This window comes from Actinokineospora baliensis, assembly GCF_016907695.1.
Classification (GTDB): domain Bacteria; phylum Actinomycetota; class Actinomycetes; order Mycobacteriales; family Pseudonocardiaceae; genus Actinokineospora; species Actinokineospora baliensis.
The window spans coordinates 600,477-617,170 of sequence record NZ_JAFBCK010000001.1 but is presented as its reverse complement, the minus strand read 5'-3'; the positions used below and the strand labels follow the sequence as shown (position 1 = coordinate 617,170).

At 70.8% G+C, this 16,694-nt stretch carries 15 protein-coding genes; 12 read left to right on the top strand and 3 right to left on the bottom strand.

Translation table 11 applies throughout. The features are described from left to right. Positions 1 to 7: 7 nt before the first annotated feature. From JOD54_RS02455 to JOD54_RS02445, 3 genes are read left to right on the top strand one after another with little or no spacing between them, the layout of a single operon-like run. Positions 8 to 1,393 carry an FAD-binding oxidoreductase gene (locus tag JOD54_RS02455; RefSeq protein WP_307859803.1) on the top strand — a complete coding sequence of 462 codons (1,386 nt, stop codon included), beginning with the start codon at positions 8 to 10 and terminating at the stop codon, positions 1,391 to 1,393. A 42-nt stretch (positions 1,394 to 1,435) separates the two neighbouring features. After that, complete coding sequence (locus tag JOD54_RS02450) at positions 1,436 to 1,843, top strand: universal stress protein (RefSeq protein WP_307859802.1); 408 nt, start codon at positions 1,436 to 1,438, stop codon at positions 1,841 to 1,843. Positions 1,844 to 1,855: 12 nt separating this feature from the next. Then, entirely contained in the window at positions 1,856 to 2,449 is a 594-nt protein-coding gene (locus JOD54_RS02445) for a pentapeptide repeat-containing protein (RefSeq protein WP_204448986.1), read from the top strand. Positions 2,450 to 2,511: 62 nt separating this feature from the next. On the opposite strand, the gene JOD54_RS35425 is transcribed toward JOD54_RS02445, so the two are convergent. After that, the gene (locus JOD54_RS35425; protein ID WP_204448985.1) at positions 2,512 to 7,632 is read right to left on the bottom strand and encodes a glycohydrolase toxin TNT-related protein; all 5,121 of its coding nucleotides are present in this window, start codon (positions 7,630 to 7,632) and stop codon (positions 2,512 to 2,514) included. A 118-nt stretch (positions 7,633 to 7,750) separates the two neighbouring features. Between JOD54_RS35425 and JOD54_RS02435 the strand changes: the two genes are divergently transcribed. From JOD54_RS02435 to JOD54_RS02415, 5 genes are read left to right on the top strand one after another with little or no spacing between them, the layout of a single operon-like run. Beyond that, entirely contained in the window at positions 7,751 to 8,959 is a 1,209-nt protein-coding gene (locus JOD54_RS02435; RefSeq protein WP_307859801.1) for an MFS transporter, read from the top strand. Positions 8,960 to 9,019: 60 nt separating this feature from the next. Beyond that, positions 9,020 to 10,006: a helix-turn-helix transcriptional regulator gene (locus JOD54_RS02430; RefSeq protein ID WP_204448984.1), complete on the top strand. Its 987-nt coding sequence runs from the start codon at positions 9,020 to 9,022 to the stop codon at positions 10,004 to 10,006. Next, on the top strand, positions 9,997 to 10,950 hold the full coding sequence (locus tag JOD54_RS02425) for a DMT family transporter (RefSeq protein ID WP_204448983.1): 954 nt from the start codon (positions 9,997 to 9,999) through the stop codon (positions 10,948 to 10,950). The genes JOD54_RS02430 and JOD54_RS02425 overlap by 10 nt, the downstream gene beginning before the upstream one ends. 16 nt (positions 10,951 to 10,966) lie before the next feature. Further along, positions 10,967 to 11,821 carry a bifunctional methylenetetrahydrofolate dehydrogenase/methenyltetrahydrofolate cyclohydrolase gene (locus JOD54_RS02420; protein WP_204448982.1) on the top strand — a complete coding sequence of 285 codons (855 nt, stop codon included), beginning with the start codon at positions 10,967 to 10,969 and terminating at the stop codon, positions 11,819 to 11,821. Continuing rightward, positions 11,818 to 12,120 (top strand): DUF3017 domain-containing protein, encoded by a 303-nt coding sequence (locus JOD54_RS02415; protein WP_307859800.1) that lies wholly within the window; start codon positions 11,818 to 11,820, stop codon positions 12,118 to 12,120. Before JOD54_RS02420 ends, JOD54_RS02415 begins: the two co-directional genes overlap by 4 nt. On the opposite strand, the gene JOD54_RS02410 is transcribed toward JOD54_RS02415, so the two are convergent. Next, the gene (locus JOD54_RS02410) at positions 12,110 to 12,946 is read right to left on the bottom strand and encodes a helix-turn-helix domain-containing protein (RefSeq protein WP_204448981.1); all 837 of its coding nucleotides are present in this window, start codon (positions 12,944 to 12,946) and stop codon (positions 12,110 to 12,112) included. The genes JOD54_RS02415 and JOD54_RS02410 overlap by 11 nt on opposite strands. A 224-nt stretch (positions 12,947 to 13,170) precedes the next feature. Here JOD54_RS02410 and JOD54_RS02405 point away from each other — a divergent pair, with 224 nt between their 5' ends. From JOD54_RS02405 to JOD54_RS02390, 4 genes are all read left to right on the top strand, one after another. Further along, positions 13,171 to 14,154, top strand: coding sequence for a malate dehydrogenase (locus JOD54_RS02405; protein WP_204448980.1), 984 nt, complete (start codon positions 13,171 to 13,173; stop codon positions 14,152 to 14,154). 64 nt (positions 14,155 to 14,218) lie between these two features. Beyond that, entirely contained in the window at positions 14,219 to 15,034 is an 816-nt protein-coding gene (locus tag JOD54_RS02400; RefSeq protein WP_307859799.1) for an inositol monophosphatase family protein, read from the top strand. Positions 15,035 to 15,253: 219 nt separating this feature from the next. Beyond that, complete coding sequence (locus JOD54_RS02395; protein WP_204448979.1) at positions 15,254 to 15,517, top strand: hypothetical protein; 264 nt, start codon at positions 15,254 to 15,256, stop codon at positions 15,515 to 15,517. A 266-nt stretch (positions 15,518 to 15,783) separates the two neighbouring features. Then, positions 15,784 to 16,188: an SsgA family sporulation/cell division regulator gene (locus JOD54_RS02390; protein WP_204448978.1), complete on the top strand. Its 405-nt coding sequence runs from the start codon at positions 15,784 to 15,786 to the stop codon at positions 16,186 to 16,188. Positions 16,189 to 16,307: 119 nt separating this feature from the next. Here the strand turns inward: JOD54_RS02390 and JOD54_RS02385 are convergent, their stop codons facing one another. Beyond that, a complete protein-coding gene (locus JOD54_RS02385; protein ID WP_204448977.1) occupies positions 16,308 to 16,676 on the bottom strand; it encodes a bacteriophage spanin2 family protein in 369 nt (122 codons plus the stop codon). Positions 16,677 to 16,694 lie beyond the last annotated feature (18 nt).

Below are 16,694 nucleotides of genomic sequence, written 5' to 3'. Positions count from 1 at the left end.
AAGCGCCGTGCCTGAGCCCACGCGCCCAGCCGCGGTACCGCCTGACTTCGACGGTCTGCGCAAACGGCTCGGCGGCGCACTACGTCAACCTGGTGACGAGGGCTTCGACAAGGCAAGGCTGTCGTACAACCCCCTCTATGACCAGCGGAAGCCAGCGGCCGTGGCGCTGTGCACGACCAGCGACCACGTGCAGGCCTGTGTCGCCGTGGCTCGTGACTCTTACCTGCCGATCGCCGCGCGCAGCGGTGGACACAGCTATGCCGGGTACTCCGCGCCGGAAGGCGGGCTCATCGTCGACGTCCGTGGAATGTCCGCAGTGGACGTCCGGCCCGACGGAACGGCCGTGATCGGCGCAGGTGCTCGGCTCATCGACGTCTACACCGCTCTTGCCGCAGCAGGCCGCTGCCTGCCCGCGGGCACGTGCCCCACCGTTGGCATCGCCGGGCTCACCCTTGGCGGCGGCCTAGGCGTACTCACCCGCAAGTACGGCCTTACGTGCGACCGCCTTGTCTCAGCTCAGGTGGTCACCGCGGACAGCGTTGTTCGCACTGCGACTCCCAACAACGAAGACGACCTCTTCTGGGCACTACGCGGAGGCGGGGGAGGCAACTTCGGCATCGTCACCTCGTTCACCTTCTCCACCGAACCGGCCCCCGCGGTCACGGTCTTCCAGCTCGGCTTCCCCGAGGGCTCGGCTGCCGCTGTGGTCGGTGCGTGGCAAGAGTGGGCCGTGAACGCGCCGGACGAACTCTGGTCAACGGTCGTGGTCACCGGCGGACCGACCCCGGCCGCACGGCTGAGCGGGTGCTTCATCGGCCCCCAGACAGCTCTCAACCCGATGCTGGACCGGTTCATCGTCAACACCGGCAAGCCCAGCAACCGGTTCGTGCAGCAGAAGTCTTACCTCGACGCGATGCGCTACTTCGCGGGGTGCGCCCAGCGGACCAACTGCACGCCGGAAAGCCTGCCCAGGAGCACCTTCGCCGCCTCTTCGCGCGTGATTACCAACCCCATCGCAGAACCGGCCGCCCTGGTCGAGGTGATCGACGGCCGCACGGACATGGACCTGCTGCTGGATTCCCTCGGCGGCGCCGTTTCGCGGGTAGACCCGTCGGCGACGGCGTTCCCGCACCGCAAGGCGCTCGGCACCGTCCAGATCTACCAAAAGACCACAGTGGACAAACAAGAGGCGGCGAACCGATCCGTCGCCCAGGTGCGCGACGCGCTGGGTCGCCTCGGCGCGTCGGGTGGCTACGTCAACTACATCGAGACCGCCATGCCCGACTGGGGCACCGCCTACTACGGCTCCAACCTCAGCAGGCTCGACAGCGTCGCCCGCCGCTACGACCCGGACGCGGTGTTCAGCTTCCCCCAGTCGATCCACCGCGCATGATTGGAGAAGCATTCATGCCGCAGCCGCCTACGATCTATAGGCGTGAAGGATGGTCTCGCGGTCATCGTCGTCGGGGTCGACGGCAGCCAGGCCTCGCTTAACGCGTTCGCCTGGTCTGCCGGGCTGGCCAGACGCGAACACGCGAAGCTCGTCTTGGTGTACGTCGAGCCGCTGGCCAACCCTGCCTACTGGACTGGGATAGGCGTCGCTGGCGCCCGAGAAGCCGCCGAGGCCTACGTCGACGAACTCCGCCTCGACGGCACCCGATACTTGGACCCTATAGGCGTCGCCTGGGATGTCGTGCACATCGCAGGCGACCCCGCCCGCGGCATAGAGGCCGCTGCGGAACAGGTAGGCGCTGACTGCATTGTCGTCGGTCGCTCCCGGCAGGGCCGGGTCACCCGCAACCTCATCGCGGACGCTGCCCGCCCGGTTGTCGTAGTGCCGTGACAGGCTGAGCGGGTGGACAGTGAGACCGTGGGTGAAGACTTCAGCGAGACCGACCTGCACGAGCAGCAGTGGGACCAGCTGACCTTCACCGCCTGCGACTTCAGCGGCGCCGACCTGCGCGCCACGACCACGACCGGCTGCGTGTTCGTCGACTGCCGCTTCACCAGGGCCGACCTCGGGGAGTCCGTGCACCGCACCTCGGCCTTCCGCAACTGCGTGTTCGACCGCACCACCCTCACCGACAGCGAGTTCACCGGCTGCTCGTTCATCGGCTCCACCTTCACCGACGTCCGCTTCCGGCCGTTCACCGTGCGCGACAGCGACTTCACCCTGGTCAGCCTGGCTCGCGCCGCCCTGCAGAAGTCCACGTTGCGGGGGCTGCGGTTCCGGGAGGCGAACCTCATCGAGGCCGATCTGCGGGAGGCCGACTTGCGGGAGGTCGACCTGACGGGGGCCCGGCTCACCGGGACCCGCTTGGAGAAGGCCGATCTGCGCGGGGCCCGGTTGGACGCGGACGGGTTGGTCGGGGCGCGACTGCGGGGGTCGAAGGTCGACCTGGACACCGCTATCGCGTTCGCGGCGGCACATGGGCTGGAGATCAGCTAAGCGAGTAAACAGCAAGGCCGCGAAGGCGAGGAGCCTTCGCGGCCTTGAGCCGTGCCTAGTGCCTATAGGTCCCGGTCGTCGGCCTCGATCAGGTGGCCGGTTTCCAGGAGCTCTGCGATGGACTGGTTGAGCAGGTAGGCCACACCACCGCCGGGCTGGTCGAACCAGGGGATCGCCACGCCGGTCAGCGCGGCGGTCGGCTTGACCACGCGGTACGAGCGGTACGGGCGGTTCACCCACTCCGGGACGAGGGACCGCCGCTCGAAGGGGGTGCCCGCCGCGTAGGTGAGGTTGCCGGTGGCATCGCCGTAGCGGTCCACATCCGTACCGGGCAGCAGCTCCATGAGCTGCTTACCGCGGAACAGGGTCAAGGGCGGCTCGCCCGGGCGGGGCTGGATCGGCCAGTCCTGGGGCTTGCGGCTGGTCGGTTCCGTCCGGTGCGGCTCCGGCCTCGGCGCCACCAGCTCCGGCCGCGGCGGTACGGGCTCGGGGCGGTGCGGGAGCGGCTCAGGCCGCTGCGCCACGGGCTCCGGCCTACGCACGGCGGGCTCGGGCTTGCGCGGCATCGGACGCGGCTGCGAACGGCGCGGCGTGAAGTCGTCGTCATCGTCGTCGAAGGCCTGAGCGGGGGCAGTCGGTTCCGGGCGTCGCGGCGGGGTGAACAGGTCCGGCGACCGCGGCGCCTCAGCCTCCAGTTCGGCCAACGACGCCTGCACGGTCGACGGTCCGGGATCCCGCGGTACGGCCACCCCGGAGTCCAACAAGACCTTGCCGATCAAGAACGCCGCGGCGTCCGCGACGTCCTCGAACACCGCCGGTGCCACATAACGCTCGTCGTACCAGCCAACACGCCAGCCTTCGCCGACCTGCTCCATGGTCCAAGCGGCGCTCGCGGGCGTCCCGATGTGGTAGCGACCAGGAGCGGCCCCGAGCTCGGTGAGCCTCGCCCGCACCCGAGCCACAACGTCGGCGGCGGGCCCCTGCGACGGAAGCGCAGCCGCGGGGGGCGTGCGCATGTCCTTGGTCTCCTTGGCCGACGCTTCCCCGGGGGGCGTGAAGTCCGGCTGGATGTGCCCGGGCGGCTCAACCCCGGCCTGCTCAGCCCGCGCGACCTGCCCCCGCGTCAACGGCGCGTCCTGCCACTGCTCGCCAGCGGCGTCCACCGGCCGCCAAGTCCCGCTCGCCTGCCCCGAGATGGCCTGCGACGGCGCAGGAGTCGCCTCCGGGTGCCACGGCGGAGCCGCGTGCGCCGAATCGCGCTCGACCTGCCAGGGCGCACTCGCCCCGTTGGTCACCTGCTCGGCAGGCTGCCAGGCCCCAGCCGCACGTGCCGCCTCCGGCTCACCAGCGGTACCGGGTTGATCCTGGCTCACCGACTGCCACGTTCCACTGGCCTGCACCTCCGGCCGCCACGGCTCGCCTGCCGCGGGCTGCTCAGCGTTGGCGGACTGGCCGAGGGCAGGGTCTGCCTTCTCGGGTGCCCGGTCCGCGTGCCACGGCTCAGTGGCCACGGGTTCAGCGGCCTGCTCGGCACCCGTGGACTGGTCGGGTTCCGGCTGCCACGCCTGGGTCTGCTGGGGTGCCCGCTCGGCGTGCGACGGTTCGTCTGCCGAGGGCCGCTCGGTGCCGGAGGGCTGGTCGAGGTCGGGTTCCGGCTGCCATGCCTGGGTCCGGTCGGGTGCCTGGTTCGCGTGCCAGGGTTCGTCTGCCGAGCGCGGCTCGGCGCCCGTGGACTGGTCGGGTTCCGGCTGCCACGCCTGGGTCTGCTGGGGTGCCTGGTTCGCGTGCCAGGGTTCGTCTGCCGAGCGCGTCTCGGTGCCGGAGGGCTGGTCGGGTTCCGGCTGCCATGCCTGGGTCTGCTCGGGTGCCCGGTCTGCGTGCCACGGTTCGCTGGCCGTGGGCTGCTCGGCGCCCGTGGGCTGGTCGGGTTCCGGCCGCCACGCCTGGGTCCGCTCGGGTGTCCGGGTCGCCTGCCTCGGTTCGCCTGGCTGCTCGGCGGTGGCGGGCTGTTCGAGAGCGGATTCCGGCTGCCACGCTTGGGTCGATTCCAGTGCCCGCTCCGCCTGCCACGGCTCGTTGGCCGTGGGCTGTTCGGTGGGCTGCCACTGCGCGGCTGGGGTCTGCGGGGCGCCCGTGGGCTGCTCAATAGCAGATTCTGGCTGCCACGCCTGGGTCTGCTCCGGTGCCCGGTCCGCGTGCCACGCTTCGCTGGCCGTGGGCTGCTCGGCGGCATGCCGTTGGGCCGGAGGGGTCTGGTCGGTGCCCGCGGCCTCGTCGAGGTCAGGAGTCCACGCTTGGGTCTGCTCGGGCGTCCGGCCCGCCTGCCAGGGTTCGCCTGCCGTGGGCTGGTCGAGGTCAGATTCCGGCTGCCGCGGTTCGCTGGCCGAGGACTGCTCGGCGGCGTGCCGTCGCGCTGCGGGAGCCTGGTTGGTGGGCCGCTCCGCGTGCCGTCGCTCGCCTGCCGTGGGTTCAGTGGTCTGCCACTGTGCGGCCGGGTTCTGCTCGGCCGCCTGGTCCGCACGCCACGGCCCGCTGGCCGGTGGCTGCTCGATGGGCTGCCACTGCCCCCCCGAGGCTTGCTCACCCGCGGCGTGCTCGGCCGCCCGCTCCGCGTGCCACGGTTCGCTGGCGGATGGTTGTTCGGTGGGTTGCCAGGGTGCTGCGGGGCCTTGGTCGGCGTTCGTGGGCTGCTCGGTTGCCCGCCACGGCTCGCTTGCCGCTGGCTGGTCGGCGGGCTGCCAGTGGGATCCAGGAGCCTGCTCGGCACGGGCCGCTTGGTCGGCGGCCTTCTCTGCGTGCCATGGCTCGCCAGCGGATGGCTGTTCGGTGGGTTGCCAGGGCGCTGTGGGGCCTTGGTCGGCGTTCGTGGGCTCGGTCGCCCGCCACGGCTCGCTTGCCGCTGGCTGGTCGATGGGCTGCCAGTGGGATCCGGGAGCCTGGTCGGTGTTCGCGGGCTGTTCAGTTCTCCGCTCGGCGTGCCATGGCTCGTTGGTGGCTGGCTGTTCGGTTGGCTGCCATTGCGCTGCGGGAGCCTGGTCAGCGGGCTGTTCAGTCGCCTGATCGGCGGGCTGCCACTGGGATCCAGGGGCCTGCTCGGCACCCTTGGCTTGGTCGGCGGCCTTCTCCGCGTGCCATGGCTCGCTGGCCGCTGGTTGGTCGGCGGGCTGCCAGTGGGCCCCCGCGGCGGGCTCGGCATTCGCGGACTGCCCAGCCGCCTTCTCTGCGTGCCACGGCTCGTTGGCGGATGGCTGCTCGCTGGCCTGCCACTGCGCGGCCGGGTTCTGCTCGGCGTTCGTGCGCTGCTCGGCCTGCCACGGCTCGTTGGCCGATGTGGGGCTGGCGTCAGCCGCGCGCTCGGCGTGCCAAGGCTCGTTGGTCGTGGATTCCGCGGTGGGCTGCCACTGCGGCGCGGGGGCCTGCTCAACACCTGCGGGCTGCTCGGCCGCCTGCCACGGTGCTGCGGGGCCCTGGTCAGCGCTCGTGTGCTGCTCGGCCTGCCACGGTTCGCCTGCCGAAGGCTGCTGGGCGGCGTGCCGTTGCGCTGCGGGGGTCTGGCTGGCGTTGGCTGCCCGCTCGGCGTTCCATGGCTCGTCGGCCGCGGGCTGCTCGGTGGGCTGCCACTGCGCCGCCGGGGTTTGCTCAGCGCTCGCGGGCTGGTCAAGGACAGGTTCTGGCTGCCACGCCTGAGTCCGCTCCGGTGCCTTTCCACTGGCCTGCGCTGCTGGGGTCTGCTCAGCCGCGAGGGCGGACTGCCCGGTGGACTGCTCAGCGGCCTGCTCGGCGTGCCAAGGGGCGTCCACGGGTGCCGCTACCGGCTTCCACGTGCCGTGTTCGGCCCCGTTGACCACCGGCTCAGCCCGCTCGACCTCTGCCGCGCGCTGCCACGGCGGCCCAGCCGGCTCGGCGCTGTCCTCAGCCTGCGGCTGCCACGGCGCGGTGGCGTCCTCGTCCGCGGCGGGGTCCGCGACGGGCTGCAGGCCCTTGGCCGTGTCCTCGGGTGCGTCGACGTCGAGCGGGTTGTCCTCGGGGGCCCGCTCCCAAGGGGCTGGCTCGGTCGCGTCCGCGTGGGAGTGGCCGTTGCGGGGTTCGTCCGCGGTGTCCTCGTCCTTGGGCGCCCACGGCGACTCGGGCTTGTCCGCGTCAGCGGGCGTCCAGTCCTCGGCCGGGGTGCGCGACCACGGCGGCGGGGTCTCCAGGTTCACCGGTGCCGGGCTGAACGCGTCGAACGTGGTGCCGAACGGGCCGATCTCGGGCTCCGCGGGCGCGCCCGCGGCCACCTTCGCCTGGACAGAGCGGGGGTCCGGGAGTCGGGGCGCCTCTGCTTCGACCGGCGCGGCGACCGGTGCTGAACCGTTCACCGGCATGGGCCTGGGCGGCCGACCGCGGTTGAGGAAGGCGGCGGCGTTGGCCCTGACGTGCTCCTCGACCTCGGGCAGCGTGAACTCCGCGCGGCGGATGTGGTCGACCAGTTCCGGCTCGGGGGCCACCCCGTGCGCGCGCAGGTAGTAGTTGACCGCCGCGGGCCAGATCCAGTCGCCATCGGTGTGGAACGCCACTGGCACGCTCTGGCGGCCTTCGTCGTCCATGTGGTCCGTGTCGAGACCCCGGGGCGGCAGCGCGAACGGCGCCTCGTCGAGGTAGCGCAAGAGGGCCTCGCGCTCGGTGTCGTCCACCTGCGGCCGGTTGACCAATGGCCGTCCGGCGGGGCCTTGGCCGTCGAAGATGCGCGCGACGCGGAACGGGGGCTTGAGCGCGGCGAGCCTGCGCACGAGCCACTCCGGCACGTTCTCCTCGTCGCGGGGGAAGATCCGCAGGTCGTCGGCGAAGGCGGGCGGTGGCGGCGGCTGCAGCCACTTCGGCTCGTCGCGGTCGTACTCGAGGTTGTAGGCCGAGGGCTGGTCGAGTTGGTAGCGCGCGTTGAACCAGGTGCCCCTGGCCTCGCGGTACATGCCCGCGCGCAGCCTGCTGAACAGCATCGTGATGTCCGGGGACACCGGCAGTTCCTCGGCGCCCTCGTGGTCCTGGACGGTGACCTTGCCCACGGTCTCCATGTAGCGGCCGAGGGCGCGGTACTCGACGACGATGGACGCCCACCGCTGCGGAGCGCCCCTCAGCAGGGCCAGCCCGATCTGCTTGACCAGGGCGTCCTGTTCGGTCGGGTTCAGCTGCGTCGGTAGTGCCACGGTCACATCTTCTCCTGGGGGCATGCCTTCGGCATACGGTGGATCGAGGGGTACCGGTCTGCCAGCGACAATGACATACCGTTATCAGCCAGTCGGGGGTGTGGGGCACAGTGACCACGTGCTGGGCCCATATCGTCAACTCCTCACCGTCCGCGGTCTACCGAGCGTGCTCGTCTGGTCACTGCTGGGCAGACTGCACCTGCCGGGTACTCCGCTGGCCACCACCTTCCTCGTCGCCGGGTGGACCGGTTCCTACGTCGCGTCCGGGGTCGTCGGCGGTCTGTACACGGTGGGTGTCGCCGTCGGTGGCCCGGTTCGGGGTCGATCTGCTGACCAGGGTGACCCGTCGCGGCTCTTGATCGCCATTTCTCTCGCCTACGCGACCGGTCTCTGCGCACTGGCTCTCGGACCTTCCCTGGTCGGGCCGGGCTGGTGGCCGATAGCCGCCGCCGTCGCGCTGGTGACCGGGCTGGCCCAGCCCCCGGTGACCCAGATCGCACGGGCGGCGTGGCCAAGACTGACTGATGACCTTGCCGCGCGCAGGTCGGTGTTCACCGTGGAGGCCACCCTGCAGGAGTTGCTCTGGGTGGTCGGGCCGGTGCTCATCGCCGTCATCGTGGCCGTCGGGGGCGGTAGCGCGGGCATGTTCACCTGCGCGGGTTTGGCGCTGGCGGGCTCCGCGGGGTTCGCCCTCGTCTTGCACCGAGTCGGGCTGCGGGCGCCTATAGAGCGTGAGCACCGCACCCCTGGGTCGGTGCTGCGTGCCCACGGCATGCGGGCCGCGCTGACCATGAGCCTGTGCGTGATCGCCCCGCTGACGATCATGGACATGGCGGTCGTGGCGTGGGCGCGCGACTACGGCACCTCGGCCGCCGCGGGCGCGCTGCTGGCCGTCTGGTCGATCGGATCACTCGTCGGTGGCTTCTACATGGGGGCCAAGACCGCGCCGCCGAGGTTGGCGCTGCGGATCGTGCTCATGGCGGTCGGGTTCGCGGCCCTGGTCCCGGTGCTGCCGCCCGCGACCGACGGGTCGGTCTGGCTGATCGGGGCGGTCCTCGCCATCGGCGGTGTCGCCGTGGCGCCCGCGCTGGCGGCGACCAACGTGCGCATCGGGGAACTCGCCCCGGCGGGGCGGACTGCCGAGGTGTTCGGCTGGGTCATGACGGCCGCGACGCTGGGGTCGGCGTTGACGCTGCCGGTGGCCGGTTGGCTGCTCGACCACGTGGGCCCCGGCGCCGCCGCAGGTGCCGCGGCGCTGCTCGCGGTGGTGGCCGCTCTCTTCGCCATGGCGGTGCCAGATCCCAACAGGCAGATCAGCACCGAGTGATGTTTGTGTCAACGTCACATCTGTGCCAACCTGCTGCGGCCCCACCAGGAGGAACCAAGCATGTCCGATGGCGACCTCACGCCGCACCTGAGCAGGCTGGGTCTGCCGGACGACGAGATCCGCGCCTACCTCTACCTGCTGCGGACCGGCCCGTCCACGGTCGACCAGGTCAGCCTGGGGCTGGCCGAGCCGATCGACATCGTCGGCCCCGCCGTGCGCACCCTCGTTGACGCGGGTCTGGTCGGCGCGGGCGGGGTGGACGGCAAGGTCGTCACCCCGGTGCCGCCCGCCAGCGGTCTGCAGATCCTGAGCCGCCGCCGCGAGTCCGAACTGGAGCAAGCGAGGGTCGCCACCCTCAACGCGTACGACACCTTCCGCCGCGCGATCTCCCCGCAGCGCACCGACGACCTCATAGAGGTGGTCACCGGTACCGCGATCGCCCAGCGGATCCAGCAGATGGAGCTCAGTGCGCGCAAGGAGATCCGGAGGCTCGACTCGCCGCCGTACTTCACCGAGGGCCACGTCAACAACGCCGAACTCGAGCAACTCGCCCGCGGTGAGGTCACCTACAAGGTCGTCTACGCGCGTGCGGCCATAGAGGATCCCGGCCGCTACGCGCAGAACATCCAGCCTTGCGTGTCCGCGGGGGAGCAAGCCAGGGTGCTGCCCGAGGTGCCGGTGAAGCTGACCATCGTCGACCAGCAGTTCGCCACGGTGTCTCTACCGGTCGCGGAGGCCGATGTGAACCGCTCGCTCTTGGTGGTCCGCCCCAGCAGTCTCCTGTCGGCGCTTATAGGCCTGTTCGAGGCTTCCTGGCGGTTGGCGGTACCTCTACATGCTGGTGCACGGGCTCCTTCGCCGGTGTTGCCTATAGAGCAGCGGCTGCTTGGCCTACTCGCGGCCGGTGCCAACGACGACTCCATCGCTCGCCAGCTCGGCGTAAGCCGTCGCACTGTCTTCCGGCACCTCCAGCGGCTGATGGACCACGCGGGTGCGACATCCCGGTTCCAGTTAGCTGTGCACGCTGTGCGGCACCGATGGATCTAGCGAACAGGCAAGTACTCGCCCGCGCTCTCGCGGTGGTTGTCACCGTCCTAGGCGGAGTCGCGCTCGCCGCGCAGAGCAGGGTGAACGGTCAGCTCGGGGCGCACATCCACGACGGGCTGTTCGCGGCACTCATCTCGTTCACCGTGGGCCTGCTCATCCTGGTTGTAGTCGTCGCTGTGTCTGCTGGTTCGCGGGCGGGGTTGCCGAAGGTCATTGCCGCCGTTCGAGAGCACCGCTTGCGCCCATGGCAGGTCTTGGGCGGGGCAGCTGGGGCGTTCTTCGTCACCTCGCAAGGCATCACGGTGGCCGCGTTAGGCGTGGCCATGTTCACCGTCGCCGCTGTGTGTGGGCAGGTGGTCAGTGGGCTCTTAGTCGACCGTGCTGGCCTCGGTCCCGGAGGAGCCCGGCCGATTACGCCCACCCGTGCCTTCGGTGCTGTTCTTGCGGTCACGGCGGTCACAGTCGCTGTGTCGGACAAGTTCGACTCACCGTCGCGGCTGTGGTTGTCGCTGATCCCGGCACTAGGTGGCTTTGGGCTCGCGTGGGCGCAAGCCGTGAACGGGCGGGTCCGCGTTGTCGCGGGCAGCGTCAGCGTCGCCTCGCTCGTCAACTTCGGCGTAGGCACTCTCGGACTGGCCTTGGCCTGTGTCATCGACGCCCTGGCCCGAGGACTTCCTACGGCGCTTCCGTCCGACGCGATCCTCTATGTGGGCGGCGCGCTCGGCGTCCTGGGCGTGTCGGCGAGCGTGTTCGCGGTGCGGTACGTAGGCGTGCTCATGGTGAGCCTGGGCATGATCTCCGGCCAGGTCGCGGGCGCGGTGTTGTTCGACCTCACCGGCCCGGGGATCGAGACGGCGACGCTGGTCGGTGCCGTGGTCACCCTGGCTGCGGCCGGGGTGGCCTCGATCCCCAGTGGCCGCCCGCTCAAGGGCTCGCGGACCTAGTGAGAGGATGACCACCGTGACCGCGACGATCCTTGACGGCAAGGCCACCCGCAACGCGATCCTCGACGAACTCCGCGTCCGGGTCGCCGCCCTCGCCGAGCGCGGCGTCGTCCCCGGGCTGGGCACGGTGCTCGTCGGCGACGATCCCGGCTCGCACGCTTACGTGCGCAGCAAGCACAACTTCTGCAAGAAGATCGGCCTCAACTCGATCCGCCGCGACCTGCCCGCGCACACCACGCAGGCCGAGCTCGAAGGGGTCATCGAGGAGCTCAACGGCAACCGCGACTGCACCGGCTACCTGGTCCAGCTGCCGCTGCCCGGCCACCTCGACCAGGGCCGCGTGCTGGAGCGGATCGACCCGGCCAAGGACTCCGACGGCCTGCACCCGGTCAGCCTGGGCAAGCTCGTCCTCGGCGACGCGGGCCCGCTGCCGTGCACCCCAGTCGGCATCGTCGAGTTGCTGCGCCGCTACGAGGTCCCCCTCGCGGGTGCGCGGGTCACCGTCGTCGGCCGCGGCGTCACCGTCGGCCGCCCCCTGGGCCTGCTGCTGACCCGCCGCAGCGAGAACGCCACCGTCACCCTCTGCCACACCGGCACCAAGGACCTGGCCGCCGAGGTCCGGCGCGCCGACATCGTCGTGGCCGCTGCGGGCAACGCGGGCCTGATCACCGCCGACATGATCAAGCCGGGCGCGGCCGTGCTCGACGTCGGCGTCACCCGCACCGAGGCGGGCCTGGTCGGCGACGTGCACGAGGACGTCCGCGAGGTCGCGGGCTGGCTCGCGCCGATGCCGGGCGGCGTCGGCCCGATGACCATCGCGATGCTGCTGCGCAACACCGTGGAGGCGGCGGAGCGGAGCCTGCGCGCGTGAACGACGGCCCGCAGCGCGGTGGTAAGCACCCCGCGCTGGTGCACCTGCCGTTCGCCCTGGTCATGGCCGTCGTCGCGCTCGGCCTTGTCCGGATCATCCAGTTCTCCTGGCGCGAGGGCACCGTCTGGATCGGCCTGGCGCTGCTGCTGGCCGCTGGCCTGCGGGTGCTGCTGCGCGACGAGCAGGCGGGCCTGGTCGCCATCCGCAGCCGGGCGGTCGACGTGCTGCTCTACGGCCTGTTCGGCATCGTCGTGATCGCCGTGGCGCTGACCATCGAGGGCGGCTGGCTCAACCGCTGAGCCCGCCGAGCTCGGCGATCAACTTGGCCGAGGCCGCCTCGTCCAGGGCCACGCTGAGCAGCTCGACCACCACCTGGTCGTACCGCTTGACCTCGCTGCTGTCCTCGACGAACAGGCTCGACGTGCGGTTCTCCAGCAGCACCAGCGCGCCGCGGCCGCCGAACTGCATCCGCCGGAACGACCCGCGCAGCCCGGGGTGGCCGTGGCCGAGCCTGGGCACAACCCGGATCGTCACGTCCGGCTTGGCGCCCGCCTCCACCAGGTACCGCAGCTGCCCGCGCATCACCTCGCGCCCACCGACGACCGTGCGCAGCGCGGTCTCGGTGAGGATCGCGTAGTAGCGCGGCGGCTGCGGCTTGCGCAGCACGGCTTGGCGCCGGATCCGCTCGGTCGTCCGGTCCTCTATGGCCGACTCCTCCGCCATGTCGACCTCTCGCAGCACCGCCTGCGCGTACGGGACGGTCTGCAGCAGCGCGGGCACCAGCATCGCCTGGTAGTCGACCAGCATCTCGGCCTTGGACTCCAGCACCCGCAGCGTCGCCGACGGGCGCTGCTCCGGCCAGGCGGTCGGCTCGGTCGCGTCCCTGGCCAGCGCCACCAGGTCGTCGCGGCGGGCGTCGCGGACCCCGTAGATGGCTAGCAGCGCGGTCACGTCGTCGAGCTTGTGCGGTCGGCGCCCGTTCTCCAGCCTGCTCAGCTTCGAGGTGCTGATCCCGGTCTTGGCGGTCACCTCGGCCAGACTCATCCCGGCGGTCTCGCGGTGTCGGCGAAGCTCCTCACCGAGCAGCTCGAGCCGGACGGTGGAGTCCGCGGTGTGCAGCGTCACCCGGCCATGATCCGGGCAGGCGCGGTCGCATACCCACAGGTAGGGGGCGTTGTCGGGGCAAATCCACCCGAAGGAGTCGAGACCCTGGTCACCGACCCGCTCGGCGGGGACCCCGCCTTGGTAGCCTCCCGGTGCCGGGCGACGTCGCCGACAGGGCCCCTTTCGACTGCCGCGTGACCTCCCCTGTGCTGACACATTCCGTCTGTCTCGGGAGGATCCGCCAAGTGGCACCCGTCAACGTCACCGTCACCGGCGCGGCAGGCCAGATCGGCTACGCCCTGCTGTTCCGCATCGCCTCCGGCCACCTGCTCGGCCCGGACACCAAGGTGAACCTGCGGCTGCTGGAGATCCCGCAGGCGGTCAAGGCCGCCGAGGGCACCGCGATGGAGCTCGACGACTGCGCGTTCCCGCTGCTGTCGGGCATCGAGGTCACCGACGACGCCAAGAAGGCGTTCGACGGGGCCAACGTGGCGCTGCTGGTGGGTGCCCGCCCGCGCACCAAGGGCATGGAGCGCGGCGACCTGCTGGAGGCCAACGGCGGCATCTTCAAGCCGCAGGGCGAGGCCATCAACGCCGGTGCCGCCTCCGACATCAAGGTGCTGGTGGTCGGCAACCCGGCCAACACCAACGCGCTGATCGCCCAGCAGCACGCCCCCGACGTCCCGGCCGCCCGGTTCACCGCGATGACCCGGCTCGACCACAACCGGGCCATCTCGCAGCTCTCGGCCAAGCTCGGCGTGTCCGTCGCCGAGATCAAGAAGCTGACCATCTGGGGCAACCACTCGGCCACCCAGTACCCGGACGTCTTCCACACCGACGTCAACGGCAAGACCGCCGCCGAGCTGGTCAACGACGAGGCGTGGCTGGCCGACACCTTCATCCCGACCGTGGCCAAGCGCGGCGCGGCGATCATCGAGGCGCGCGGCGCGTCCTCGGCGGCGTCGGCGGCCAACGCGGCCATCGACCACATCCACGACTGGGTGCTCGGCACGCCCGCGGGCGACTGGACGTCGATGGCGGTGCCGTCGGACGGCTCGTACGGCGTTCCCGAGGGCATCATCTCGTCGTTCCCGGTGACCACCGCCAACGGCGAGTACCAGATCGTGCAGGGCCTGGAGATCAACGAGTTCTCCCGCGCCCGCATCGACGCCTCCGTGGCCGAGCTGGTCGAGGAGCGCGACGCGGTCAGGGCCCTCGGCCTCATCTGAGTCGACGGCGGCGGCCCCCACTGTTTCGGCGGTGGGGGCCGCCGCTGTGTTTTACGGTGCTGGGGTGACCTTCATCCCGTGGCCCATCCCCGAGCCGGTCTTACCGGCGAGCGTTAGTCCTGCCCTGGCTGATGCGGCCAGCGCCGCGGTCGTCGCCTATAGGTCTGCGCGCCGCCTGCACACCCGGCCTGAACTGGCCGAAGAGGTCGCCATGGGCGCGGACGGCACGCCCACCATGTTCGTTGACTCGCTCGTAGAGGACGCCATCGCCGAGTCCGCGCAGAGCAACCGCATCAACCTCTTGTCCGAGGAGGCAGGTTTCATCGACAACGGCTCCTCGACCACTCTTGTTGTCGATCCGCTGGACGGTTCTGCCAACGCCGCGTCCGGGGTGCCACTCTCGTGCTTCTCCGGGGTGCTCGCCAGGGACTCCATCGCGGTAGAGGCGATGACGGTGTGGTTGGACACAGGCCGGGTCTGGTGGGCGCGGGTAGGTCAGTCCACTCCGTACCGCACCACCGGCCGCACGACCCTGGACGGCGCGGCGGTGTCGCTGCTGCGCCCGAAGCGCAACAACGGCGACGCCTGGCAGCGCGTCGCCGCCCGCGCCGGGCGACTGCGCATCCTCGGCACGACGTGCCTGGAGACCGCCCTGGTCGCAGAGGGCTCGGTGGACGCCTTCGCGGACCCCGGGTCGGACACACTGCGGATCGTCGACCTCGCCGCCGCGCTGGTGCTCGTCCCGGCCGCAGGCGGCGCGGTCATCGACGCCAACGGCAGGCCGCTGGACTTCGACCCGGACCTGACCCGCCGCTGGTCAGGCATCGCGGCAGCCAGTTCGGCGTTGGCCGACCAAGTGGCGGAGGCGATTCTGGGCTGACCCCGGCGGCTATGAGAGTCTGGACCCGTAGCGCTGACCGATGGGGGAGTTCTAATGGCCGCTCGGGCAATCTGTGCCGTGCTGGGGGCTGTTCTCACCCTCGCCGCCTGCACGACCCCTGAAGCCACTCCGCTCCCAGGCCAAAACGGGCCGTCGTCGACTTCCAACGCCTCAAGCGCGATGGGCGCCCCAGTGCCATTCGTGCAGGTAGGCGAGTCGGTGCCGTACCGGCTGCTGACCCACTGCGGCATCAAGTACCTGACTTTCGCGGGCCAGAACTGGGTCGCGGAACGTGAGTGGCCGGACCCGGAACGTGCTCCCGGACCAGACGGCAAGGTCACCAACGACGGGTTCATCTCGGGACGCGTCGTACTTCTCGATGATCGGACTTTGCGGTTCAAGGTGGAGCCGGCAACCATCGTGGGAAAGCCGTCGGAGGTTATTTTCCACCCCACCGACGTCGAGATCCCCATCTGCAAGTAGCGGCTTCCTGCGGTCAGGTCCCGCTGTGCGCCTAGGCGGGACGGTCCACTGAGGCTGGAGCCGGGGGGACAGTCCCACTATCGGGTAGCGGTGTCGCCCGGTTATCCGGAGACGAGCATCGAATGCGGGTCAAATCGTGGCCCGAACGAGGCTGTATGCCCCGATAGCGTGAACCTACGGCCATTGGCATCACGGGCTGCCGCCGAATGCGTTTCCCTGCTGAAGGTTCGCCACCCCGATGCGAACACCAGGACAGGAGGCACGAGATGACCAACGAGGCCGAGCACACCGAGCAGATCATCTCGCACTACGGCGGCAGCACTCCTGTCCGCTCGCGTTGGACCTACCGCGCCACCGAGCCCTACACGGTCGTCGCCGCCTTCCAGGCCGACGCCGACCGCTGGGTCGAGTGGATCTTCGGCCGCGACCTGCTGGCCGAGGGCCTGGTCCGCGCCGCTGGCGACGGCGACGTCCGGTTCGCGCCGGTCACCAGCGGCGGTCGCGCCGTGCTGGCGCTGGAGATCGAGTCCCCCGACGGCCACGCCGTGCTGGAGCTCGACCACGCCGCGGTCCAGTCGTTCTTCGCCACCACCACCGCCATGGTCCCGCTGGGCGGCGAGGCGGACTTCTTCGACATCGACGCGCTGATCGAGGAGATCACCAACGTCTGACCCGCTCTGCCAACCCTGACCGATGTGGACGGATCACTGAGGGGGTGGGCAGGTGGACTGCGTACCGAGTGCACGACCGACGGCCGCCTGCGCACCAGGCGGCCGTCGGCGTTCCCGGCTCAGGCGCAGGCCTGGGCCAAGGTGTTGAAGGCGTTGAGCTTCTGCTGCGCCCAGCTGGTGACCGTGGTCGGGTCGAGGTCGGGCACGCTGAGCGACTGCACCTGCTCGGCCATGCCGTTGATCGCGTCGCGCAGCGTGGTGTCGGCCGCCTTGTTGGCCAGGTCGGTCAGGTCCTGCGAGGTCTTCTTGGCGTCCTCGGCGGTCTGCTCCAGGTTCTGCGTGCTCGGGCTGAAGTTCGCCAGCCGCAGCGCCTCGAGGCAGATGCCTGCCTTGTCGGCGGTGTTGCTCGCGTCCTGGACGGCTTGACACGCGGTGAGCGCGCCGAGGAGGGCCGCCGCGGTGAGCGCGGTGGTCAGCCGGTGTCGCACTGTGTGCCCCCTGGGGAG

What these genes read in the sequence shown, in the direction of transcription:
- JOD54_RS02430 (WP_204448984.1), top strand. Translation starts at nt 9,020, where the DNA reads ATGTCCGATGGCGACCTCACGCCGCACCTGAGCAGGCTGGGTCTGCCG.
- JOD54_RS02425 (WP_204448983.1), top strand. Translation starts at nt 9,997, where the DNA reads ATGGATCTAGCGAACAGGCAAGTACTCGCCCGCGCTCTCGCGGTGGTT.
- JOD54_RS02390 (WP_204448978.1), top strand. Translation starts at nt 15,784, where the DNA reads ATGACCAACGAGGCCGAGCACACCGAGCAGATCATCTCGCACTACGGC.